Origin of the sequence: Thermanaerothrix sp., from assembly GCA_026417795.1 — a bacterium.
GTDB lineage: Bacteria > Synergistota > Synergistia > Synergistales > Synergistaceae > Thermanaerovibrio.
In genome coordinates this window covers 1-22,182 of the sequence record JAOACP010000026.1, presented here as the reverse complement: position 1 = coordinate 22,182, position 22,182 = coordinate 1, and the positions used below count along the sequence as shown (strand labels likewise).

The following is a 22,182-nucleotide window of genomic DNA, read 5'->3' as shown; positions in this document are numbered from 1 at the left end:
GGACTGTTCATGCCTAAGAAGGATGCCCTGTCCCTGGGTTACCAGGACTGGGTGGCGGAGATGGAGGCTTTGGGGGAAAAGCGCTTCAGGGCGGACCAGATATGCGGTTGGCTCTACGGGAAGCATGTCTTCGAGTGGCAGCTCATGAGCGACATAGGGCTCGAGATGCGCAAGAAGCTGGAGGAGCTCTTCCGGGTTGAGATCCCAAGGCTTGAAAAGGTGGTGTCCTCCCGGAGGGACGGCACGAAGAAGTTCCTGTGGGACTTCGGGGGGTCTTCGGTGGAGTCCGTGGCCATAGTCCATCCGGGCAGGCTTACGGCCTGCATCTCCAGCCAGGTGGGGTGTCCCTTGGGGTGTCCCTTCTGCGCCACCGGCCAGTCGGGGTTCGAGCGGAACATGGCCGTTGGGGAGATGGTGGGCCAGTTCCTGGCCATGGAGGCCCGGCTCGGGGAGATCAAGAACCTGGTCTTCATGGGCATGGGGGAGCCAATGCTCAACTACGATAACGTAATGGGGGCCGTGAGGAACCTCAACCACCCCAAGATGAGGGGGCTTGGGATAAGGCACATCACCATCTCAACCAGCGGCGTGGTGCCCGGCATATTAAGGCTTGCCAAGGATGGGCTTGGGGTAAGGCTTGCGGTGTCCCTCCACGCCCCAAATGACGATCTGAGGGACCTGCTGGTGCCCATAAACGCCCAGTACCCCCTCAAGGAGCTTAAGGGGGCCCTCAAGGCCTATCAGGATGCCACCGGCGACAGGGTGACCATAGAGTACTCCCTGTTCGACAAGGTGAACGATTCTGCCTCCATGGCAAGGCAGCTTGGGGAGTACCTCCGGGGCCTTTCGGTGTTCGTAAACCTGATACCCGGGAGCTGCACCGGCGACGGGAGGTACGTAACATCCCCCCCCTTCCGGGTGAACGCCTTTGCGGAGATACTGTCCTCCATGGGGTACCAGGTGGCGGTGAGGATGAGCAAGGGTTCCGACGTGGGAGGCGCCTGCGGCCAGCTGCGGCGCCGGCACGAAGCCGCTAAGACCCAGGAGGGGGCCCAGAGGAGCCCTAGGGAGGAATCGTTGGGTAGAGGACAGGGTAAGCCGTCGTTTAGCCCAAGCCGCCCCGGGACTTCTGGCAGGGTCAATTCTTCAAGGCCCCAAGGGATTCCAGCGGATGGGGCCGAGGGTCGTGGAAGGAGCGGAGGGGCGTCAAGCAGGGCCTTAGGGGGGGTGTTGGATGCCCCCGGTAAACGCCGAGAGTCCCTCCCCAAGGCAGCTTCTGACAGGGGGTCTAAACCTAAGCCTCCCGCTGGATCCGGCGGAGGTAAGCTCTCAAGGCCCGGCGCCTCCGGTGGAATGGACGAGGCGCCCAAGGGCCGCCATGGACGAAAAGGGGGGCCTAGGCGCTCTTCCAAGGGGGAGGGCGGGCGCGGCTCTCACAGCCCCAGCCTTGGAGGTTCGTCTAAAGGATCAAGGGGACAGGGCAAGGAAAGGGGCCGCCGGGGGTGACGTTTTGGCATTTTTGTGGCCTTGCGGCCCCGTGGCTTAGGAAGAAGGGGGTCCATGGCGCTTCCCGGCGTGCCTTGGTTGAAGGATGTGCTTGTGCCCAATTGCACGGTAGTTGAATCTAGGGCTTAAATATCGCCTCAGATGCCAGGGGCCGCCGGGACAGCCCGGGGCCCCTGGCCTTTCTCTGTCCCTTGTGCCGTTAAAATTAAAGCCTGGATCCTAGGGGGTTTTGAGCCAACGGCGGGCCTTTTGGTCCTGGGTAACGTGCCCTAACGTCGATGGGGCTTAAAAACTTTGACCGCCTGGGGCGTAAGTGCTAATATTGACCGCTGGTCATTTTTAAGACCGCCGGTAGCCTTTTCCCCGCCCTGCGGGGGTGGTCCTTTTCTTCCCACCATTCACTGGGCCTTGGGGGTTTTAAGGTTGACAAGGGGATTGTTCGGAGGTGTTCTTTGGGCATGTCGCACAGGGGAAGTGAGTTCTTAGGTACCGAGCCGGTGGGGCGTCTTCTGGTTCGGCTGTCTTTGCCCGCCATGGTGGGCATGTTCGTTCAGGCCACGTACAACACCGTGGACGCCCTCTTCATAGGTTGGGGGGTGGGGCCCTTGGGATTGGCGGGAACCGCGGTGGTGTTCCCGGTTCAGTTCCTCGCCATGGCCTTTGCCACCATGGGTGGGGTGGGCACGTCGTCGCTGGTTTCAAGGAGCCTTGGGGCCGGGGACGTGAGGACCGCTCGGCTCGCCATGGGGAACCTCATGGTTATGGGGGCCGTCCTTGGATGTATTCTGTCCTTTCTCTGCGCCGCCGGCATATCCCCGCTTCTTAGGCTTCTTGGGGCCTCATATGAGGTGATGCCCCATGCCCGCGGGTATCTTGAGGTTATACTGCTGGGCTTCCCCCTCATAATACTGGGGGTTGGGATGAACAGCGTGCTAAGGGCCCAGGGGAGGGCCAAGCTGGCCATGGCCACCATGTTCGTGTCCGCCGGAACCAACGTGGTGCTGGACTACGTCTTCGTCTTCCCCCTTCGGATGGGGGTCAAGGGGGCCGCCTGGGCCACCGTCATATCCCAGGGGGTCATGGTGGTGTGGCTTCTGTGGCACTACTTCGTAAGGGGCGGGGTTTTGTCCCCCGGCAGGGAGCACATGAGGCCCCACCTTGGCGTGCTTGGGCAGGTGCTGTCCGTTGGCATGTCGGAGTTCACCAGGCTCAGCGCCTCCGGGGTGGTGGCGGCGCTGGTGGTGGGAAGCCTCCAGCGGCACGGTTCGTATCAGGCGGTGGCGGCCTACGGGGTGGTAAACCGGGTGGTATCCCTGGCCTTCATGCCCATAGTGGGGGTGGGGCAGGGGCTGCAGCCGATCCTAGGTTACAACTACGGGGCGGGAAAGTTGAATAGGGCCCTAAGGGCCGTGTGCCTTTCCCTTTTGGGGGCCTCGGTCATATCCACCGGTGCCTTTCTTGCCATGCTCCTGTTCCCAAGTCACATATTCTCGCTCTTCACATCCGACGCCTCCCTGGTGGCCCTGGGCGCCAGGACCTTGAGGACCATGGGGATGGGGTTCGCCTTCGTGGGGCTTCAGGTGGCAGGTACCAGCGTCTTTCAGGCCATGGGCAAGGGCCTTGTGGCCTTCATCCTCTCCCTCTCAAGGCAGGTTTTCCTTTTTATCCCGCTCCTGCTGATCCTTCCACCGGTCATGGGGCTTAAGGGCGTGTGGCTCGCCTTTCCGCTTTCGGACCTGATATCCGCCGCCGTTACCGTCGTCATGCTGGTGCCGCGTCTTAAGGCCATGAGGGATCGCCAAATCTAACAGCTAAAACGAAAATCTACATTTGCTTTGCGGGCCCCCATCTCAGGGGCCCGCTTTCGTATCCTAGCGCCGCAGTTGGCGTTGTAATTGGGATTGGAGATCGTTGGGGGACGGCGAAACAAAAAAGGCGGGGTCTTAAAGAAGACCCCGCTCTTAAATCCTTGGCAGTCCCAAGGGGATTCGAACCCCTGTTTCCGGGCTGAGAACCCGGCGTCCTAGGCCTCTGGACGATGGGACCGCTTCGCTCAACGAGGAGCATTATAACAGCCCCTTTGGGGTTTGACAAGCGGTCAAGTTCGGTCTAAATTTTCAGTTCTTTTTATCCCCCTGTTCCAGGGCCTTGTCCCCCGCGGAGAGGTCCTCGGGATATGGGGCGATAACCCGGTCTTTCCCGGTAAGGCCTTCGGTGACCATCACGTAGCCCTCCCGATCCTTGCCGAGCTTTACCTTAACCGCTTTGACCCTGCCGTCCTCCAGGACCATCACGGTGCCGTCCCTTACCGCGTCGGAGGGGATGACAAGCCCCTCCTTAGAGCCCTTTATGAAGGTAACCCTGGCCAGCATGCCGGGCTTTAGATCCTTGGGGTCTTGGATCAGCACCTGGGCCTTTACGGTCCTGGTGGAGGTGTCCACGTAGGGGTATATGACGGAAAGCCTCCCCTTGAAGACCCTTCCGTCCCCCAGGGCCTCGGACACCACCTTAGCCTCCATCCCTTCCTTAAGGTACCGCAGCTCCGCCTCCGGGAGCTTAACGGTGCCCTTAAGGGCTGTGAGGTTCGCCACCCGGAACAGCGGGGTGGAGGGGGACGCAAGGGTGCCGGGGGCCATGTCGTAGTCGTCCAGCACCACCCCGTCCATGGGGGCGGTTATGACGTAGTCCTGCCGGTTTATCCTCTGGGCGCTCAACGCGGACTCGGAGGCTCCCGCGTTGGCCAGGGCCTGCTGGTACGATGCCCTGGCCTGCTCAAAGGCGGTCTTGCGCTTGTCCAGCTCTTGCCTTGTGGCGTAGCCCTCCTTGAAAAGCTTCTCGTACCTTCCCACCTCCCGGGCCGCGTCGTCCAGGGACGCCTTGGCCTGAAGCACCGCCGATTGGCTGGCCTTGAGCTGGGAGTAAGACGCGCTCACCTGGGCCTCCTGGGATCGGTAGTCCAAAAGGGCCAGCACCTGCCCCTTCCGAACCCTCTGGCCCGGCTTGGCGGACATCCGAACTATGCGGGCCGTCACCTTTGGGGATATGACGGAGTCCTCCAGGGCCTCAAGGGTGGACACCGCCTCCATGGTGTCAAGGTATACGTCCTCCCGGGGAAGCACCGTGCTTACCACTGGGGTTGACTCCCCTTTGGGGGCCTTGGACTTGGGGGCCTCCCTTCCGGAGGTCCTTGCCATGAGGGCAATGGCACCAAGAGCCGCCACCGCCAAAAGGATCCACTTGCCCCCTTTTATCTTTAGCCTTCCGTCCTTGCCGATCATCATAAGCAGCACACCTCCATGGCCTCAGCGGCTCGTTTCGCCCTTGTGGTCCCCAGCGGGGGCGCCGTCTAGGATTTTTTTGTCCGTTTTGTCCATTTTGTCCATTTTGTCCATTTTGTCCATAAGCCCTCCGCAGTGGAACCAGATGTCCTTCAACGCCCCGTGAAGGGCCTTAAGGGTCTCCTGGTACTTGAGCTCCCCGTTGTTAAGATCCCTCCTGGCGGATATCACGTCCAGCTGGGTGTTAACCCCCTCTTTGTACCCAACCTCCGCGAGCCTCAGGTTATCCCTTGCTACCTCTAGGTTCTCAGCGTATATATCCCGGTTTCGGACCGCGGTGTTGAGGACTATGAGGTCCTTCTCCAACGCCTCCCTCACCGAGTCCTCTGCGTCCTTGAGGCTCACCTTGAGCTTTTCGAGCTTCGCTTGCTCCTGGGCTATCTTGGCGTCGGTCCTGCCGAAGTCAAGAAGCGGGACCGTCAGGTTCAGCGTGGCGGTCCACTCCCCCTCCTTGGAGGAGGAGCCGGTTTTGTCCTGGTAAAAGCGGTATCCCCCCGAAAGGGAGGCGGAGGGACGCATGGAGGCGCCGGCTATCTTCACCGCCTCCTGCTGGATCCATAGGTCCTCCCGAAGGGCCATGAGATCGCTCCTTCCCTTAAGCGCTAGGGCCTTAAGCTCCTCAAGGCCCGGTACCGCCCACTCCTTCGGGGGTTCCAGGGTGCCGGAAATCGAGGCGACCTCATTGGGATCCACTCCCATCACCCTTGCCAGCGTGATGAGGGCGGACCTTAAGCTGCCCTTGGCGGTCTCCACCGCCCCCTGGGCCTCCCGGAGGCTCTGCTTCATCCTTGAGGCCTCAAGCTTGGTGCTAAGGCCCGCTTCCAGGCGCTTTTCCGCGGTCTCCCAGGCCTTCTGGTAGTAGAGGCGGTTCTCCTCCGCGGTCTTCAGGTTCTCCTGGGCCAAAAGGGCGTCAAGAAAGGCCTCGTAGGCCTCCCTGGCGGCCTTCTCCCTGGAGTGTCTCAAGTTGTGCTGGGCCTTCCTCAGGTTGGCCTCCGCCTGCCTTAGGGCTCCGGTGATGGCCCCCCCGGCGTATACCGTCTGGCTCAGGGACAGATCGGCGTAGTTGTTCCTCTCCGCCCCCTCCTCGTTTGACCTGCTGAAGGAGCCAAGGGCGCTGAGGGACGGCATTGCCGCCCCTTTGGCTTGGGCCAGCAGGGCCTCGGCGTTCCTCAGGTCCTGCTCGGCGGAGAGCACCGACTGGTTGTGCTTCAACGCGGACATGACGGCGTCGGTAAGGGTCACCGGCTGGGCCCCTAAGGCCTCAAAAGCCATCGCAAAGCACAGGGCCAACCCCGCTGCCATGGCCCTTAGGCCCCTTATAGGGGATGTGTTTTTCTTATGCCACCCCATTAAATTCATGGTGTTGCAATCTCCCTTCTTATCAGTTGAGATCGGAACCGGAGGGGCTTACCTTCCTGGCTCCCCGGGCCAGCGCTCGCTTTAACGCTCTCAGCCGGTCCTTCACGTCGTCCAGCGCCAGGTACACCACCGGCACCACGAACAGGGTGAGCAGGGTGGAGGTGAAAAGCCCTCCCACCACCGCCACCGCCATGGGCTGCCTGAACCCGGCCCCTTCCGATAGCTTGAAGGCGGTGGGGATGGACCCAACCAGGGTGCTCAGGGCGGTCATGAGGATCGGCCTAAGCCTAAGGGGACCGGAGGTTAATACCGCCGCCACCTTCGGGAACCCCTTTTCCCTTTCCTGGTTTATGAAGTCCACCAGGATTATCCCGTTGTTCACCACGATGCCCACCAGGAGGATTATCCCCATGAAGCTCATCATGTCCAGCTCGTTCCCCATGAGCGCCAGCATCCCGAAGGCCCCTGGCGTGAGAAGCGGCAGGGAGAACATGACCGTAAAGGGATGCAGGAAGGACTCGAACTGTATGGCCATCACCACGTAGACAAGGGCTATGGCTATGCCAAGGGCCACGAAGAGCCTTTGGAAGTCCTCCCGCTGGGTCTTGGAACGGCCGGTGGGCATTATCTGAACCCCCTCGGATTCCCTTGCGGAGCTCCTGAAGGCCTGTTCCATGAGGGTCATCACCTCGCCGGTGGATACCCCTGGGGCGGCGTTCACGCTTATCTCAAGCGACGTCCTCCGGGAGTAGCGGTTTATGACGTTGGGGGACAGCACCTTCTGGACCTTCACCAGCCCCGGGATGCGGACGGTGCCTCCGTTGTAGCGCACCGCCACCCGCTCCAGGTCCTCAACGGACCTCCTAAGGGAGGGGTCCGCCATGAGCCTTATGTCGTACCGGAAGCCCTGGTCCTTGAATACCCCAGCCTTCACCCCTCCGAAGTAGGCCTGGATCTCCTGGGCCAGGTCCTTGACGCTCAGGTCCAGCTGGTCCGCCATGGCCCGGTTCACCGTCACCTCCAGCTGGGGCTTGTTGAGCCTTATGTCGGTGGTGAAGTCCGTGACCTTGCCGGTGGCCTCCAGCTTGTCCTTCATGGCCTGGGCTATCTCGTAGAGCCTTTCGGGGGTCGAGCCCGCCAGGACCATGGTGACCCCGCTCCTGCCCTCCTGGGAGAAGGACAGCTTGCCCTCCTTGAAGAAGGACAGGGAGTTCCTCACCTGATCCATGACCTGCTCTATGGGGGGCCTGTCCTTTATGGGCACCAGCTCCACCGATATGCTGCCCTTGTTGGCCTCTCCCCCCATGCCGGATCCCACGTCGCCGTAGGTGTACTTCACGTAGGGGTTCTTCCTTATCACCGAGTCCAGGCGGGTCATGACCTCCTGGGTCCTCTCCAGGGAGGTGCCCTCAGGCATGGTGAGCTCCATGCTGAAGGAGCCGCGGTCGTCGGATGGGAAGAAGCCCTTTCCGATGTTGGCGGCGATCACAAGGCCCAGGACGAAGAGGCCCCCCGCCATGAGTATCACGGTCTTGCGGTGCGCCACCGCCCAGAAAAGCCCCCGCCGGTAAGCCTCCTCCAGCCGCCGGAAGGCCCCGTCGAAAACGGCAGCCAGCCTTCCACCCTTGGGCTCCCCCTTGAGGAACACGGAGCACAGCAGGGGAGTCAACGTGAGGGATACCAGGAGTGACATGGTTATGGTGAGCACCACCGTTATGCCGAAGTGGTAGAAGAAACGCCCCACTATGCCACCCATGAAGGCTATGGGGGCGAAGACCGCCACGGTGGTGGCGGCGCCCCCGGTGACCGAGAAGGCCACCTCCTGGGTGCCCTTTATGGAGGCGTCCAACACCTTCATGCCCCCTTCGATGTGCCGGTGGACGTTCTCCAGCACCACCGTGGTGGCGTCCACCACCATGCCCACCGCCAGGGTTATCCCCATCATGGTGAGGTTGTTTATGCTGAGCCCCAGCCACTTCATCACAAGGAAGCTGCTTATAAGGCACACCGGTATGGATATCACCGCTATGGCGGTGGCCCTCAAGGTCTTGAGGAACAGGAACATGACGGCGGAACAGAGCAGTATGGCCTGGAAGACGTTTGAGAAGACCCCTTTTATGGACCTCATTATGTAGTCCGAGTCGTCGGATATGAGCAGGAGCTTGACCCCCTTCGGGGCCTCCCGCTGAAGCTCCTCCATGGCGGCCTTTACCCTGCGGCTTACGGCCACCTCGTTGGCTCCCCGCTGCTTCTTCACGGTGATGAACACCGTGTCCTTGCCGTCGTATATGGCGGCGCTCTCCTTCTCCTCCATTCCGTCCTCCACCCGGGCCACGTCGGACAGCCTTACCACCGCACCTTGGGACACCTTGATGGGCATGGAGGCCAGGTCTTCCACGGAGGAGTACTCCCCTATGAGCCTTATCTGCAGGTCCTCCCGGGAGTTCTTTATGTTCCCCGCCGGAAGCTCCACGTGTTTGGCCTTGAAGGCGTCTATCACGTCCTTCACCATGAGGTTTCTAGCCTCCAGCTTGGCGGGATCCAGCCAAATCCGGATCTCCCGGCTTCTAAGCCCCGGGGTGCCCACCTCGCCCACGCCCTCTAGGGCCTGGATCCTTGGCTTCACCACCTTGTCGGCGAAACGGGACAGCTCCCTTGGGTTGGCCCCCGTCACCGCCATGGTGACTATCGCCCGGTCCCCTATGGAGAACTTCTGCACCACCGGGGTGTCCGCCTCGCTGGGAAGGGACCCCATGGCCAGGTTTACCTTGTCCCTCACGTCCGCCGCCGCCTTGTCCACGTCCCTGCCCAGCTCGAACTCCACCACCGTTATGGAGCGTCCCTGGTAGCTGCTGGAGGAGATGTTCTCTATCCCCGATATTCTGGACAGCTTGTCCTCTATTACGTCCGCCACGTCGTTGTCCATGACCTTGGCGCTGGCGCCGGTCATGGAGGTGGAGACGGTCACCACCGGGAAGTCCACGTCCGGTATGAGCTGCACCCCCATGGACCACAGGGCCATAAGGCCGAATATTATGAGCGCCAAGGACGCCATGGTCACCGTCACCGGGCGCCTTACGGAGAACTCCCAGAGCTTCATCCTGTCACCCCTTCCGCCTTCGCTGTGAGTCCGTGGAGTATCATGGTCTTAAGAAATCCCCCTATCCTGTCCGCCGGCAAGCCGCTGTCTACCCCCTCCACGGCGAAGAGCCTTCCAAGCCCCATCATGGTGCAGTGGATTATNGTCTCCGCCATGTCCGGGTCCACGGCGCGTAAGCTCCCGTCCTTGACCCCCGCCGCTATTATGTCCTTCATGCAGCGCCTTATGATCCCCAACGGATGATCCCCATCGCAGCACATTTTCTCCCTCTTGCGGGCCATGAGGGAGGGGTCCTCCTCGAAAGCCCTGCCGATGGCGGCGATCACGTGCCTGTTCCTGTACATGCCCGAAGCTGCCACCTCCAGCGCCTCCTCAAGGCCCCTGGAGGCCGAAACCCTCCCCTCAAGCACGTCTTTGGATATCTCCGAGAGCTTCTCGGCGGTGATGCCCCCGTTGCGCTTCATCACGAAGAAGAGCACGTCCCCCTTGCTCTCGAAGTAGTTGTAGATGGTGCCCTTGGCCACGCCGGCTCCTTGGGCTAGCTTCTCCATGGTTAACCCCTTCCATCCCTCCTCCTTGAGTATCTTCACCGCCGCGTCGTACAGGGCCTCCCTGGTAACCGCCTCCAGAAGGTCCCGCTTCTTTCCCGAAAGTCTCAACCCAATGCCTCCCTTGCCACCTTAATGCCGATGTTACGTTGGTCATTTTTTAGACCAATGGTCACTGACCGTGAAGTCTACGCCCATCGGTGAGTTAGGTCAACTTGGGAAATTTACGTAAAAGGCGTGTAAATGAGGAACGCAGGGCTGTCAGAGTAGTGCTGGAGGTTTATAATGTAATCGTAACGCTTCGTGTGATCTGGATGCCCTGTGGAGGTGTTGTGGTTTGGATCTGAAGCTTCTTAAGATCGTGAACGACGAGGTAAGTTGTGGAGGTATCGGGGTTCTCTGCACCGTGGTGGACGAGATTGGTTCCTCCCCCAGGAGCAGGGGCTCCTCCATGTGGGTTCGCCTTGACGGTTCCATAGCTGGTACCGTGGGCGGGGGCCTTTTGGAGCACCAGGTGATCCAAAAGGCCTTGGATATGATAGCCAAGGGTGAGTCCTGCGCCACCTTCACCAAGGATCTCAACGCTGCGGACGGCATGGTGTGCGGCGGGAAGGTGACCGTGTACCTTGAAGTGCTTGGCGGTGAGGACCAGGTGGTGGTGTTCGGGGCCGGCCACGTGGGCAAGGCCATAGCGGATCTTGCCCGGTACCTTGGGTTCTCAGTGGCGGTTTGGGACGACCGGGAGGAGTTCGCCAACAAGGAGCGGTTCCCATACGCTGAGGTGTACGCCGGATCCTTGGATGATTTCATGCGGGACTTCACGTCCAACCGCAGGACCTACATAGTGGTATGCACCAGGGGTCATGCCCTGGACTCCGAGGTGGTGCGCCTTCTGGAGCCCAAGGATGCCGCCTACATAGGGCTCATAGGCTCCAAGAGCAAGCTGATCGCCCTGAAGGAATCGCTGCTCTTCAACGGCGTGAGCGAGGCCCACTTCGAGCGCATATTCAAGCCCGTCGGAATCCCCATAGGGGCCGAGACCCCGGAGGAGATAGCCCTTTCCGTCATGGCTGAGATAGTGGCGGTTAAGAGGAGGGCCAACCTGGATTCCCTTAGGGCCTCCTGGTGGGATTGATCTAATGTCCACGAGGCTTGGGGGGCTGGTGCTCCTTGGGGGCTACTCCAGCCGCATGGGCCGTTTCAAGCCCGGGCTTGACTTGGGCGGCGCCACGGCGGTTGAGCGCTGCGTAAAGCTCCTGTCCTCCGCTGGAGCGGACCCGGTGGTGGCGGTGGTAGGCCACAACCGGGAGGAAGCGGAGAGCCTGGCGCTTTCCGCCGGGGCTTCGCCGGTCTTCAACCCCCTCTATCCTTCCGGCATGTTCTCGTCGGTCCGGCGGGGCGTGGAGGCCCTCATGGGTGCCGGAGTGGAAGGGGCCTTCGTGTTCCCCGTGGACGTCCCCTTGGTGAGGCCCTGCACCGTAAGGGCCCTGGCGGATAGGTTCAAGGCCCTCCAAAGCTCTGGACATCTGGACGCGCTCATCCCCGCCTTCAGGGGTAAGACCGGGCACCCTCCGGTCATATCCCGCCGCAGGTTCGTCGACATCCTAAGCTTCCAAGGGGAGGGGGGGCTTAGGGCCCTTATGGAGGAGAACCGCTGGAAGCTTGAGACCCTGGCGGTCTTCGACAGCCACGTGCTTCTGGACATGGACACCCCTGAGGACCTTGACCTCATCCTCTCCCGACTTCACAGGATGGAGATCCCAGATCGGGAGGAGTGCCTTGAGATGCTGAACATATACGGCACCCCCAGCGATGCGGTGTCCCACTCGCTTGCGGTGTGCGGCGCCGCCATGAAGATGGCCGATGCCCTTCTCTCAAAGGGCGTCCAGCTGGACGTTCCGCTGCTGGAGGCGGGGTGTCTGCTTCACGACATTGCAAAGGGCAACGGGGACCACGAGGCGGCGGGGGAGTCCTTCCTCAAGGGGCTTGGCTTTGAGCGCCTTGGGGACATGGTGGGATCCCACCGGGACCTGCCGGAGAGGGTGAGGACGTTGGAGGCGGAGGTGCTGTTCTTGGCGGACAAGTCCGTGAAGGGCACCGGTTTCATCACCCTGGAGGATAGGCTTCATGTGATGCGCGTTAGGTTCAAGGATGACCCAATGGCCCTTGCGGGGGCGGAGCGCCGGATAGGCCTTGCCATGGAGATACGCCGTAAGGTGGAGGCCCTTTCGGGTGCGAAACTTGAGGAGATACTGAGCCTTGATAGATAAGCTGTTTCTTGTAAGGCACGGAAGGCCGGCGGTGCCTGAGGGCGTCATGATCGGCTCAAGGTCCGATCCGGACCTCTCGCCGGAGGGTAAGGAGGAGGCTGGAAAACTTAAGGCCCTTCTTGGGCGGCTTGGGGCCTTGGGGCTTCCATGCGTCTCAAGCCCCGCCCTTAGGTGTCTTAGGACCGCCAAGATCGCGGGTCTCACCCCCCGTGTGGTGGATGGCCTTAGGGAGCTGGACCTTGGGCTCTGGGACGGCCTTGCGAAGGAGCAGGTGATGAGGGACTGGCCGGAGCTCTTCGCCCAGCGTGGAAGGGACCTTGAGGGGGTAAGGCCCCCCATGGGGGAGAGCTTCGCCGACCTGGCGGAGAGGGTGCTTGGGGCCTTCCATGAGCTTGATGGGGCCTTTGATGGCGGGCTTGTGGTGATAGGGCACCGGGGCGCCCTGTGGGCCCTTGCGTGTTCGCTTACCCGCCTTCCCCTGGGGCTTTACGGGGTAATCGAGCACCGCCACTGCGGGGTTCACCTTTTGAAAAGAGGGGAAAGGGGTTTCCGCCTGGAGGCGGCGAACCTCTCTCCCCTCTTAGTGTAACCGCGGCGCTGACCGCTAAATGTCCAGTTCCTTTCCCTTTGGATAGGTAATCTTGTATTCCACCTTTACCTCCCTGGAGGAACCGGGGGGTATGTCCAGCTTCCAGGTGAGTATCCCCTGATCGTAAGAGTCCTCCCTTACGGAGCAGGAGTAGGAAACCTTTATGGAGCCGTCGGCGGGGAACGGCACCCGGTCCTTGAGGGCCACCGTCATGGTCTTATCAAGGCCGTTGAAGACCCGGATGATGGTGCCGCCCTTTATGAAGTTCCGGTCCCCCTCGGAGCTGCGGGTTTTTATGGTTTCCTCCCTGGATGCGGTGACGCCTGGTACCTTCCCGCCGGAGAACCGAAGCCCTTCCCCCTTGGGGGTGAAGGGTATGGCCGCCTTGCCGGTGGGTATGCCGCCCACCGTGACCCACGCCTCGCCGCCGGGGATTATCCTTCCCAACGGTGAGGTGGAGACCTCCATGAACGCCGTGGAGGAGATGAGAGGGATTAGGGTGACCTCCACCGATCCCTGCAGGTTGAACCTGCCGCTGGTGATGGAGACCTCCTCCCCTGTGCCGGGCACCAGGCCGTTGGCGGTGAAGGTGAGGTCCTCCGTGGAGGCTTCAAAGGAGGCTTCCTTGGCGTCCATAAGCTCAGGAGCGCCCTTGAGCGCGGCGGTCCTGAAGAGCGCCACCGGGGCGGAGAAGTTTACTACCCAGGGGGAGATCTCCGGGGTCCAGTTGGACTCCCTAGGTGACGCGGTGTGGCATACTATGGCGCCATGCCAGTCGATGCCGCTCTTCTGGGATATCAGAAGCTCCTCGGTGAGGGCCACCTTGCCGGAGGGGTCCACGTCCACCCGGTACCGGGTCCTCCAGGACGCGTCCTCGGTGAAGGCCGACAGCCGGGCGGTGCCGTTCCCCCTTATAACCACCCGGTTCAGCAGGTCCCGTCCCTTAGGGCTCCTTTGGTCCATCTCCTCCTGGAGCTGGTCCGCCTTGGCCTTTAGAGCCTGTAGCTGGTCCTGCCAGGACATCATCTCCCGCTGCATGCTTATGCGCTTGGCCTCCCACTGGGATGCGGCCCCGCCCTTTGGAGCTCCCGCGTCGAAGGCCCTTAGGGCCACGGCCCTGGCGGCTATGGCTAGCTGCAGCTCCCGGGTCCGTCCCTTCAACCCCTCCAGCTCCTTCGCCTCCTCCTTGAGGGCCGGCGGCACCCACCCGGGACGCCTCTCCTGCCGGATCGAGACGGAGCTTACGGTGCCGCCCTCCATGGCCACCGATATGGAGTCCCTCCCGTAGGAAGAGGGCAGCAACACCTCCTCCAGACGGTTTACCGGCGTCTTGAAGACCGCGGTGGCCCCGTTGGGGTACACGTGGGCCTCTAAGGCGGGTCTTACATCCTCGGCGGCGCTTTTTGGCACCACGAGAAACATCATCAAGCCCGCCGCCATAAGGGGCCTTATGGCCTTGGGAAGCCGCCAGGGGCCTTGCCCCGCCGGGCCTTTCAAAGGTTCTGCCACTTCAACCACCTCCAAAGGTTTTTAACGATGCTGAAGCGAGTTTTCAGCAAGCTCCCTCTGTTCCCCGCGGTTCCTACCGTCATCGGCCGCAAAGGGGTATGTACAGGTGAACCGTGGTGCCCTCGTTGGGAGTGGACTCTATGACCACCGCCCCCTGGTGGTGGGTTATGAGCCCGTGGACCACCGAGAGCCCAAGTCCGGAGCCTAAGGGCACCCGGGAGGAGAAGAACGGCTCCGGCGCCCTGGCCTTGGTGACCTCGTCCATTCCGCATCCGTCGTCCCGCACGGAAAGCACCGCGTAAGAACCCTCCGACAGGTTGGGGTTAAGGGCCGCCTGGGAGGGGTCCACATTGGCCTCCCGGAGGGATATCTCTATGCGGCCCCCGGGGGACACCGCCCATATGGCGTTGGACCAAAGGTGGAGCAGCACCTGCCTTGCGTGCTCCATGATTAGCCGCACGGGAAGGGGCCGGTCCGGGACGGACCAGGAAACCGATATGCCCTCCGGGGCGCTCTCCGACAATATGGGCACGTGGCGCTCCACGAATTCCCTGAGGTCGATGGTATCCGGCGCCTCCACGGGGGGGCGGTTCGTCATCATGAGCTTCATGGTGAGCTCCCTAGCCCTCTTGACTCCGTCCAATATCTTGGCGAAGCATGTCTCAGGCGGCATCATGCCCGAAAGCCCCATCTCCGAGTAGCCCTGGAGGGGGGCTAAGATGTTGTTCAGCTCGTGCCCCATGCCCTCCGCCATGGTGGAAAGGGCCCTCATCTTGTGGGCCTGGAGGAGCTGGGTGCGCATCTTGAGTACCGGTGCCAGGTTCCTTAATATCACCAGGATGCCCCTTTGTCCCTCGTTAAGGTCGATCCACTTGGCCAGCACCTCCACCGGAGATGGGGCGCCGCCGGAGACGGAGGCGAAGACCTCAAGGGGAGTGCTTCCGATCCTGTCCGCCAGCTCCTGGGCTGTCAAGGGGCGCTCTGCTTCGCCGGAGATGGGGTAGAAGAGCACCTTGAGCCCTATGGGATCGTCCCTGCCCAAGAGCCGCCTGGCGGCTCCGTTGGCCTCCACTATGAGAAGGCTGTCGCTTCCCAGCACCAACAGGCCGTCCATGGAGCCCTCGAACAACGCCCGGTAGCGGGACTCGGACCTTGAGAGGGCCCTTATGGCCTCCATCCGCTCCGACACGTTGCGGGCTACGCCGGTTATCCTCGTGGGACGTCCCTCCTGGCGCTCCACCACCGCCCCCTTGCACCATATCCACTCCCACTGGCCAAGCCTGTTCCGGCGGCGGAATATGTGGTCGAAGGTGCCGTGGTTGTCCGCCAGGACCTCGTCCACCTTAGCCCTCACCTCCGGTGCGTCCTCCGGGTGTATCCTGCCGAAGACGACCTCCTCGGAGGGGGAGGAAACGCCGTCCCCTTCGTCATCGGGCGAAGGGTTCACCGTGATGGTGCCGCCGGGTATGTCCCACTCCCAGGCGTATATGTCCCCGCACTCCAACGCCAGCTTGAGCCTGCGACGGCTTTCAAGGAGCTCCTGCTCCATGGCCTTCTCCTTGGTTATGTCCCTGCCGCAGCCCACGGTGCCTATGAGCATCCCGTTTTGGTCGAAGAAGGGGGCCTTGTGGACGTCCAGGAACAGGAACTTGCCCTTCACGTTGCCCCACTCGTCGAAACGGCTCGGGGCCATGGCCTCCAAGGTCAACAGGTCCGAGTCCTGGCATATCTCCCCGAAGGTGTGCCACTGGGGGTCCTCCGGATGGGACTCCCTCTCCCGGGTGGCGAAGAAAAGGTCCGTCTTGCCTATGGGCTCGTCGGTGTCCTTGGCGTTCAGGAGCTTTTCCGCCAGCGCCCGGTTGGCGAATATGTAGCGCTTGTTGAGGTCCTTGGCCCATATCATGTCCGGCACGTTGTCGCACATGGTCCTAAGAAGCGTGAACAGCTCCCGGTGCCTCCTGTCGCTTTCCTTGAGCTCCTCCTGCCGCTTCCAAAGCTCGTCAAGGCCCGTGAGTATGCACAGCAGCCCTATGGTCTCCCCATCTGGGTTCTTGATGGGGGTCACACTCAGGTTAAGGGGTCTTAAGGCCCCCCATGGCGTTTTGATGAGACAGTTGGAGTCGAAGCTGCCCCGGCTTAGGGCCTCATTCAATGCCTCATCAAGGGAGACCTCCACGTCGCCGTTGAAGGTGAAGGCCTCAAGGTCTTGAAGTCTTTCGCATTCCGTCGAGGGATCGAAACCCAAAAGATTGAGGGCCGCCCTGTTGCACAGTGCCACCTCGCCCCGGGGGGAGAGCACTATCATCCCCTTGGGGAACCCAATTATGAGCCCCCGGTGCCCTTCAAGGAACCAGTTAAGATCCCTCGGCCCCCCTTTTGTATGCTGCCCTTCCTGCATGGGTATCCCCTTTCGCATCTTGTAGTGCATTTTGCCGGTTAGTATATCATAAAATAAGCGGTTCAAAATGTTTAGTTCAGCCATTTGTTCCCTTTGGATGTAACATTCTAAGCATTATATGCTAAAAACCTGGTATGGTGGTGCCTTGTAAGGAAGGGGGCATTGGTTTTGAGGATAGAATCGGGACGGGTGGTGCGGCTTAAGCTTTATGACGTGGCGGAGGAGCTGGACCTTGGAGTGGTGGGTGGCATTTACCCCACGAGCCCTGGCCCTAAGGTGAGGTTTTTAAGGCGCCCCGTGGGTGGGGCCATAGAGCTGGCAAGGCCTCCGGTGGTTATGGACCTTGGGGAGTGGGTGGTGGATGGGTACCGCTGCGAGGTTGCCTTTAGGGCCTACGAGAGCGGGGTGGTGGGGTTCTCCCTGTCCTTTCCTCTTGAGGGTCTTACGGATGATGAGTTCGCGGAGGCCTCCATGGCCATAAGGTCTTCATCTTCGGCGTCCCTGGAGGTGGACCGCCTTGCCCGGGAGGCCTTTGAGGCCATGAAAGGTGCGGGCCTTTCGGTGTGGTGGGATCCGGACCTCACCGAGGAGTTCACGTTCTTCGTGGTCCAAAAGGCCCAGGGTGGGCTTGGGATGAGGGAGTTCAAGGAGAGCTGGCGGTTTGCTTCCATGATGTACGGCGAGGGTCGGCCTCTTTCGAAGCACCTATTGGAGGCCCTTATGGGCAACGCCATGTCGTACCTGGAGGACGACCTTTTGGTAATGAACTACGACGGGGCCTTCATATCCGACCGGGAACCCGACGACATAATGATGATAGTGGAGTACGCGCTGCTGCAGCTTCTGGAGGCTAGGTACTACGACGGGGAGGTGAGCCGGCGCCTTGGGGCCCTATACGGCGCCATGGACATGAAGAGCGCCCACCTTAAGGCGCTCTTTTCCGGCGGTTACATAAGGGTTCGAAGGGAGGCCATGAAGCTGGTGTTGGACGCAAGGCTTGCCATGGACTCCATCCTCTCCTCTGTCAAGGTGACCGAGGACGCCTATTACTCTCAGGTGTACGCCAAGGCCCTCCGGGTCCTAAAGACCCAGGCCTGGGTGGACTCCATGGAGCGCAAGCTTGGGGAGCTGAAGGACGCCTGCGAGATGCTCGAAGGGGAGATCCAGGCCCTAAGGGCCAACTTGCTGGAGTGGATAATAATAGCCCTCATAGCCCTGGAACTGATACCCCTTCTGCCAAAGCTCCTTTAGTCGAACGCCTGAGGGATGAGGGTGAGGTTATAGGATGCTAAAAACCGGAACAAGGATCCCGTAGGTATAGATGGGTTGGAGAAAAATTCATGATATTATCGTTGTGTATTGGTTGGAGGTGGCTTTGGCCGGGGCGGTTTTTTGATTTTTGGGCGGAAGGGGGTTGGTGGGGGTGTTTTTCATCGGTTTGTATTTGTTGGGTCTGTTGGTGGGCATCGCGGCGGTGGTGAAGAAGAAGCCGCGGGACGCCGCCCATGTGGCTGAGACGCTGTTGTTGTACCAGCTTGTCATCACCGTAGCCCTGTCAAGTCTCATGGGTTTTGTGGGCCACGTCTTCATGAGCGAGAAGATCGCCGCCCAAATCGGCTGGGCGTCGAACGGCTTTCAAAAGGAGCTGGGTTTTGTCTCCCTGGGGATCGCCATAGCGGGCTTCATGTGCTTCTGGTACCGGGGGACCTTCTGGCTGGCGGTGATCGTCATCTTCTCCACCTTCTACCTTGGCGCCGCCGTCAACCACGTAAAGGAAATGCTGCTGGCGCAAAATTTCAACCCCGGCAACGTGTTCCCCGCCGTGTCGGACGTCCTCATACCTCTTACCCTCATCGCCTGTTGGCTCTTGAAGGCTAAGTGGGAAGGGCGCTCCTAAGGGGAGCGTTGATTTGGCTTAGGATGACCACAGGGCGGCAGGCATGGCGGGCATTGGAGGCGTCTTGCTTATTCGGATATCCGATAAGGGGTGCTGCCGAGGCGGCTTAGGGGCTGGTAACGGGCCGTGATCGGGGCTTGGCCGCCGCAGGCCTTGATCACGGGGCATCGTCTCCATGATTGATTAAAAGAGGCAGGGGGGGTAGAGGGATGAGGCAGGAACATTTGGCTTTCCTGGTTTTGTTGTTGTGCGGCTTTGCCTTCGTGTTTCCCGGCGCGGCCTTTGGGGGTGCGGGGGGAGCCTCTGGCGGGGATGTAGGCCAGGGGAATGGTTCTATGGAGCCGGGGGGCCGTACCGCAAGGCTTGAGGTTGAGCCCCCGGCGGCCCTTTCCGGCGAACCCTGGCGCATAAGGGTGACTGGTATAGCCCCCGGCGCGCCGGTAAGGCTGGTTGCCGCCCAGGAGGACGGGTACGGCGTCCGGTGGGAGTCAAGCGCCCTGTTCAACGCCGACCATCATGGGGTGGTGGACCCCGCGCTTCAGTCTCCCATCTCGGGAAGCTACGAGGGGGTGGACCCGGCGGGGCTTTTCTGGTCCATGGTCCCGGTTTCGGGAGATTCCGCCGGAGCCTTTGGGAAGAGCCTAGCGCCCCAGAGGATCACGGTTTCTGCGGAGGCCCAGGGGGTCGCCTTATCCCGCACGGTGGAGAGGCTTCTCATGCTGCCTGGGGTTCAAAGGGTGGAGGTCCGGGATGGCGGGGTGGTGGGCACCCTTTTCCTGCCTCACGGGGAGGGTAGGCGGCCGGCCTTGATCGTGTTGAGCGGCTCCGAGGGGGGCACCTACGAGCCGGCGGCGGCCATATACGCGTCCCACGGCTACGTCACCTTGGCCCTTGCTTACTTCGGCATGGAGGGGCTTCCTCCCGCCCTCGTGGAGATACCCCTTGAGACGGTGGGGCGGGCCATAGAGTGGCTTAAAGCCCATCCCAGGGTGAAGGGCGACGCCATCGGCCTTTGGGGGGCCTCCAAGGGTGCGGAGCTGGCCCTTGTGGCGGCGTCTTACTATCCTGAGGTCAAGGCGGTGGTGGCCAAGTCGCCCAGCGCGGTGGTTTTCGAGGGGACCGGCCCGGAGATGGGGCGGAACCACAGGTCCTCTTGGAGCGTAAAGGGTGAGCCCCTGGCCTTCGTGCCCATCGTTTTCAACCAGGAGCTTTCGGAGAGCTTCTTCGCCGCCATGGCCAAGAAACAACCCTGGGCCACCGCCCCCATGTATGAATACGCGCTTCAGGATAAGGATGCGGTGGAAAGCGCGGCCATAGAGGTGGAGAGGATAAACGGGCCGGTGCTTCTGGTGTCCGGCGGTCAGGACGGGGTGTGGCCCGCGGGCAGGATGTCGCAGATGATCATGGAAAGGCTTAGGTCGAAGGGGCATCCCTTCCCGGATGTGCGCCTTCATTATGAGGTGGCGGGGCACCAGATAAGCGCCCCTTACTCGCCCACCACGGTGAACTGGCTTCAGATCCCAGGAGCCTTTGCCGAGGACCTTGGGGGCTCGCCGGAGGGCAACGCCAGGGCCGCCATGGATTCGTGGCCCAAGATCCTTGAGTTCCTGCGAAGGCACCTGGGGGGCGGGAATTAAGGTCCAAGGGGCTCTTGGCGGAAGAAGGGGCAGCGGACGCTGCTCCTTTTTTTAGTCTTTAGTCCCGGCCGTTGTTCCGCCCTGGCGAAGACGAGGACCGATGGTCTTGTATGATATTGATGTGTCCTGGAGGTTGTTGTGGGTTTAAAGCCTATGTATGGTTTTGTAGAAATTGATTAAGTGGTTTAGGGGTAGTATGTTTTTGACCGAATGTGGGCTAGTGGTTTTATGGCTGCGCCGAAGGAACTAAAATTTTAAAGGGGGCAGTATGGCGATGGGGGAACGACAAAACGGAGCCAGCCTGGGTTTTGAGAACAGGCTTTGGGAGATGGCCGACAAGCTGCGAGGCCATATGGATGCTGCTGAGTACAAGAATATGTTGTTAGGCTTTACGGGATATTGCTGATATTTGCGCAGGCAACCACTGTTGTTCAACAGTAAATTGAGGGATTTCCGAGGGGGGATTAACGTGGAAAACGGCCAGCTAACGTGGATTACCAATTTCATCTGGAGCATCGCTGATGATGTGTTGCGGGACATTTACGTGCGTGGTAAGTATCGTGACGTTATTCTGCCGATGACCGTTATCCGACGGTTCGATGCGGTGCTGGAGCCCACAAAGCAGGCTGTGCTGGATATGAAAGCCCAGCTCGATAAGGCTGGCATTGTTGATCAGCGTTTAGCCCTGCGACAGGCGGCGGGGCAGGCTTTCTACAACACCTCGCCGTTCACTTTGCGGGATCTTCGGGCGCGCTCAAGCCGCCAGCAACTGGAGGCGGATTTTCGCGCCTACCTCGATGGCTTTTCGTCCAATGTACAGGAAATCATTGATAACTTCTAATTCCGAAACCAGATCCCCCGTCTGACTAAAGGCGACGCCCTGGGCACGCTCATCGAAAAATTCCTTGACCCGTCCATCAATTTGAGTCCTTACCCCGTGCTAAACAGCGACGGCACCGTCCGGCTGCCTGACCTGGACAATCACGCCATGGGCACCATCTTCGAGGAGCTGGTGCGCCGCTTCAACGAGGAAAACAACGAGGAAGCCGGCGAGCACTGGACACCCCGTGACGCTGTGCGTCTGATGGCCCGTCTCATCTTCGAACCCATTGCGGACGTGATCGAATCGGGAACCTACCTGCTCTACGATGGCGCCTGCGGTACGGGTGGAATGCTCACAGTGGCCGAAGAAGCTCTATTTGATCTGGCAAATGAACGCAACAAGCAGGTCTCGGTGCATCTTTTTGGCCAGGAGATCAACGCCGAAACCTACGCCATCTGCAAGGCCGACCTGCTCCTTAAGTCCTTAAGGGCGAGGGCGAGGCGGCGGATAACATCGTGGGCGGACCCGAGTATTCGACTCTCTCCAACGACGCCTTCCCCGGTCGTACCTTCGACTTCATGCTCTCCAACCCGCCTTATGGCAAAAGTTGGAAGAGTGACCTGGAGCGCATGGGTGGCAAGACAGGTATCAAGGATCCCCGCTTTGTTGTCCAACACCGTGGAGAAGAACTCTCTCTCATTACTCGCTCCAGCGATGGTCAGATGCTATTTTTAGCTAATATGCTCATCTAAGATGAAGCATAATACCCAGCTTGGCAGCCGCATTGCGGAGGTGCACAATGGCTCGTCCCTGTTTACGGGGGATGCCGGCCAGGGAGAGAGCAACATCCGCCGTTGGATCATCGAAAACGACTGGCTCGAAGCCATTGTGGCCCTGCCGCTTAACATGTTCTACAACACGGGCATTGCCACCTACATCTGGGTGCTCACGAACAGGAAGCCCGAGCGCCGTAAAGGTCGCGTGCAGCTCATTGACGCCACGCAGTGGTACAAGCCGCTACAAGCCGCTTCGCAAGAACCTGGGTAAGAAGAACTGTGAGCTGTCCGAAGAGGACATCCGCCGCATTGTGGATACCTTCCTCCAGTTTGAGGAGACCGAACAGTCAAGGATCCATGTTGCCTCTCTTAAGAATCTAAACGAACGAGACGGGTTGCCTCATGTAAAAATCTAAACTAAGGCAGGGATCT

At 60.7% G+C, this 22,182-nt stretch carries 17 protein-coding genes and 1 tRNA gene; 11 read left to right on the top strand and 7 right to left on the bottom strand.

The genetic code is table 11. From position 1 onward, the window contains the following. Window positions 1-9: 9 nt before the first annotated feature. Window positions 10-1,506 (top strand): 23S rRNA (adenine(2503)-C(2))-methyltransferase RlmN, encoded by a 1,497-nt coding sequence (gene rlmN / locus N2315_06585; protein MCX7828857.1) that lies wholly within the window; start codon window positions 10-12, stop codon window positions 1,504-1,506. 458 nt (window positions 1,507-1,964) lie between these two features. Then, window positions 1,965-3,314 carry an MATE family efflux transporter gene (locus N2315_06580; protein ID MCX7828856.1) on the top strand — a complete coding sequence of 450 codons (1,350 nt, stop codon included), beginning with the start codon at window positions 1,965-1,967 and terminating at the stop codon, window positions 3,312-3,314. A gap of 162 nt (window positions 3,315-3,476) precedes the next feature. On the opposite strand, the gene N2315_06575 is transcribed toward N2315_06580, so the two are convergent. The 5 genes from N2315_06575 to N2315_06555 form a co-directional block, all read right to left on the bottom strand. Further along, window positions 3,477-3,552, bottom strand: a tRNA-Glu gene (locus tag N2315_06575). A 71-nt stretch (window positions 3,553-3,623) separates the two neighbouring features. After that, window positions 3,624-4,787, bottom strand: coding sequence for an efflux RND transporter periplasmic adaptor subunit (locus N2315_06570; GenBank protein ID MCX7828855.1), 1,164 nt, complete (start codon window positions 4,785-4,787; stop codon window positions 3,624-3,626). A 21-nt stretch (window positions 4,788-4,808) separates the two neighbouring features. Beyond that, window positions 4,809-6,146, bottom strand: a complete 1,338-nt coding sequence (locus tag N2315_06565) for a TolC family protein (GenBank protein ID MCX7828854.1) — start codon at window positions 6,144-6,146, stop codon at window positions 4,809-4,811. A 79-nt stretch (window positions 6,147-6,225) separates the two neighbouring features. Then, a complete protein-coding gene (locus N2315_06560; protein ID MCX7828853.1) occupies window positions 6,226-9,303 on the bottom strand; it encodes an efflux RND transporter permease subunit in 3,078 nt (1,025 codons plus the stop codon). Next, window positions 9,300-9,962: a TetR/AcrR family transcriptional regulator gene (locus N2315_06555; protein ID MCX7828852.1), complete on the bottom strand. Its 663-nt coding sequence runs from the start codon at window positions 9,960-9,962 to the stop codon at window positions 9,300-9,302. Before N2315_06555 ends, N2315_06560 begins: the two co-directional genes overlap by 4 nt. A 226-nt stretch (window positions 9,963-10,188) precedes the next feature. On the opposite strand from N2315_06555, the gene N2315_06550 reads away from it, so the two are divergent. Genes N2315_06550 through N2315_06540 form a run of 3 tightly spaced genes read left to right on the top strand, consistent with a single transcriptional unit; the run spans window position 10,189 to window position 12,710 of the window. Then, window positions 10,189-10,986 (top strand): XdhC/CoxI family protein, encoded by a 798-nt coding sequence (locus N2315_06550; GenBank protein ID MCX7828851.1) that lies wholly within the window; start codon window positions 10,189-10,191, stop codon window positions 10,984-10,986. A gap of 4 nt (window positions 10,987-10,990) precedes the next feature. Next, a complete protein-coding gene (locus tag N2315_06545; GenBank protein MCX7828850.1) occupies window positions 10,991-12,121 on the top strand; it encodes an NTP transferase domain-containing protein in 1,131 nt (376 codons plus the stop codon). Further along, window positions 12,111-12,710, top strand: a complete 600-nt coding sequence (locus tag N2315_06540) for a histidine phosphatase family protein (protein ID MCX7828849.1) — start codon at window positions 12,111-12,113, stop codon at window positions 12,708-12,710. The genes N2315_06545 and N2315_06540 overlap by 11 nt, the downstream gene beginning before the upstream one ends. A 15-nt stretch (window positions 12,711-12,725) precedes the next feature. Here N2315_06540 and N2315_06535 read toward each other — a convergent pair whose 3' ends face one another. Further along, a complete protein-coding gene (locus N2315_06535) occupies window positions 12,726-14,228 on the bottom strand; it encodes a DUF4139 domain-containing protein (protein ID MCX7828848.1) in 1,503 nt (500 codons plus the stop codon). Window positions 14,229-14,298: 70 nt separating this feature from the next. Beyond that, complete coding sequence (locus N2315_06530) at window positions 14,299-16,647, bottom strand: PAS domain-containing protein (GenBank protein MCX7828847.1); 2,349 nt, start codon at window positions 16,645-16,647, stop codon at window positions 14,299-14,301. A 138-nt stretch (window positions 16,648-16,785) separates the two neighbouring features. Here N2315_06530 and N2315_06525 point away from each other — a divergent pair, with 138 nt between their 5' ends. From N2315_06525 to N2315_06500, 6 genes are all read left to right on the top strand, one after another. Continuing rightward, window positions 16,786-17,868, top strand: a complete 1,083-nt coding sequence (locus N2315_06525; protein ID MCX7828846.1) for a hypothetical protein — start codon at window positions 16,786-16,788, stop codon at window positions 17,866-17,868. 196 nt (window positions 17,869-18,064) lie between these two features. Then, the gene (locus N2315_06520) at window positions 18,065-18,514 is read left to right on the top strand and encodes a hypothetical protein (protein ID MCX7828845.1); all 450 of its coding nucleotides are present in this window, start codon (window positions 18,065-18,067) and stop codon (window positions 18,512-18,514) included. Between the two features lie 209 nt (window positions 18,515-18,723). After that, on the top strand, window positions 18,724-20,151 hold the full coding sequence (locus N2315_06515) for an acyl-CoA thioesterase/BAAT N-terminal domain-containing protein (GenBank protein MCX7828844.1): 1,428 nt from the start codon (window positions 18,724-18,726) through the stop codon (window positions 20,149-20,151). Between the two features lie 469 nt (window positions 20,152-20,620). Beyond that, window positions 20,621-20,992, top strand: a complete 372-nt coding sequence (locus N2315_06510; protein MCX7828843.1) for a type I restriction-modification system subunit M N-terminal domain-containing protein — start codon at window positions 20,621-20,623, stop codon at window positions 20,990-20,992. A 96-nt stretch (window positions 20,993-21,088) separates the two neighbouring features. After that, a complete protein-coding gene (locus N2315_06505) occupies window positions 21,089-21,709 on the top strand; it encodes an N-6 DNA methylase (protein MCX7828842.1) in 621 nt (206 codons plus the stop codon). Between the two features lie 18 nt (window positions 21,710-21,727). Then, a complete protein-coding gene (locus tag N2315_06500) occupies window positions 21,728-22,021 on the top strand; it encodes an SAM-dependent methyltransferase (GenBank protein MCX7828841.1) in 294 nt (97 codons plus the stop codon). The last annotated feature ends 161 nt before the right edge of the window (window positions 22,022-22,182 follow it).

Bases quoted from the DNA above. Each gene is read 5' to 3' on its own strand.
- rlmN (MCX7828857.1), top strand. From the start codon at position 10: ATGCCTAAGAAGGATGCCCTGTCCCTGGGTTACCAGGACTGGGTGGCG.
- N2315_06570 (MCX7828855.1), bottom strand. From the start codon at position 4,787: ATGATGATCGGCAAGGACGGAAGGCTAAAGATAAAAGGGGGCAAGTGG.
- N2315_06500 (MCX7828841.1), top strand. From the start codon at position 21,728: ATGAAGCATAATACCCAGCTTGGCAGCCGCATTGCGGAGGTGCACAAT.
- N2315_06545 (MCX7828850.1), top strand. From the start codon at position 10,991: ATGTCCACGAGGCTTGGGGGGCTGGTGCTCCTTGGGGGCTACTCCAGC.
- N2315_06530 (MCX7828847.1), bottom strand. From the start codon at position 16,647: ATGCACTACAAGATGCGAAAGGGGATACCCATGCAGGAAGGGCAGCAT.
- N2315_06565 (MCX7828854.1), bottom strand. From the start codon at position 6,146: ATGGCAGCGGGGTTGGCCCTGTGCTTTGCGATGGCTTTTGAGGCCTTA.
- N2315_06560 (MCX7828853.1), bottom strand. From the start codon at position 9,303: ATGAAGCTCTGGGAGTTCTCCGTAAGGCGCCCGGTGACGGTGACCATG.
- N2315_06515 (MCX7828844.1), top strand. From the start codon at position 18,724: ATGAGGCAGGAACATTTGGCTTTCCTGGTTTTGTTGTTGTGCGGCTTT.
- N2315_06580 (MCX7828856.1), top strand. From the start codon at position 1,965: ATGTCGCACAGGGGAAGTGAGTTCTTAGGTACCGAGCCGGTGGGGCGT.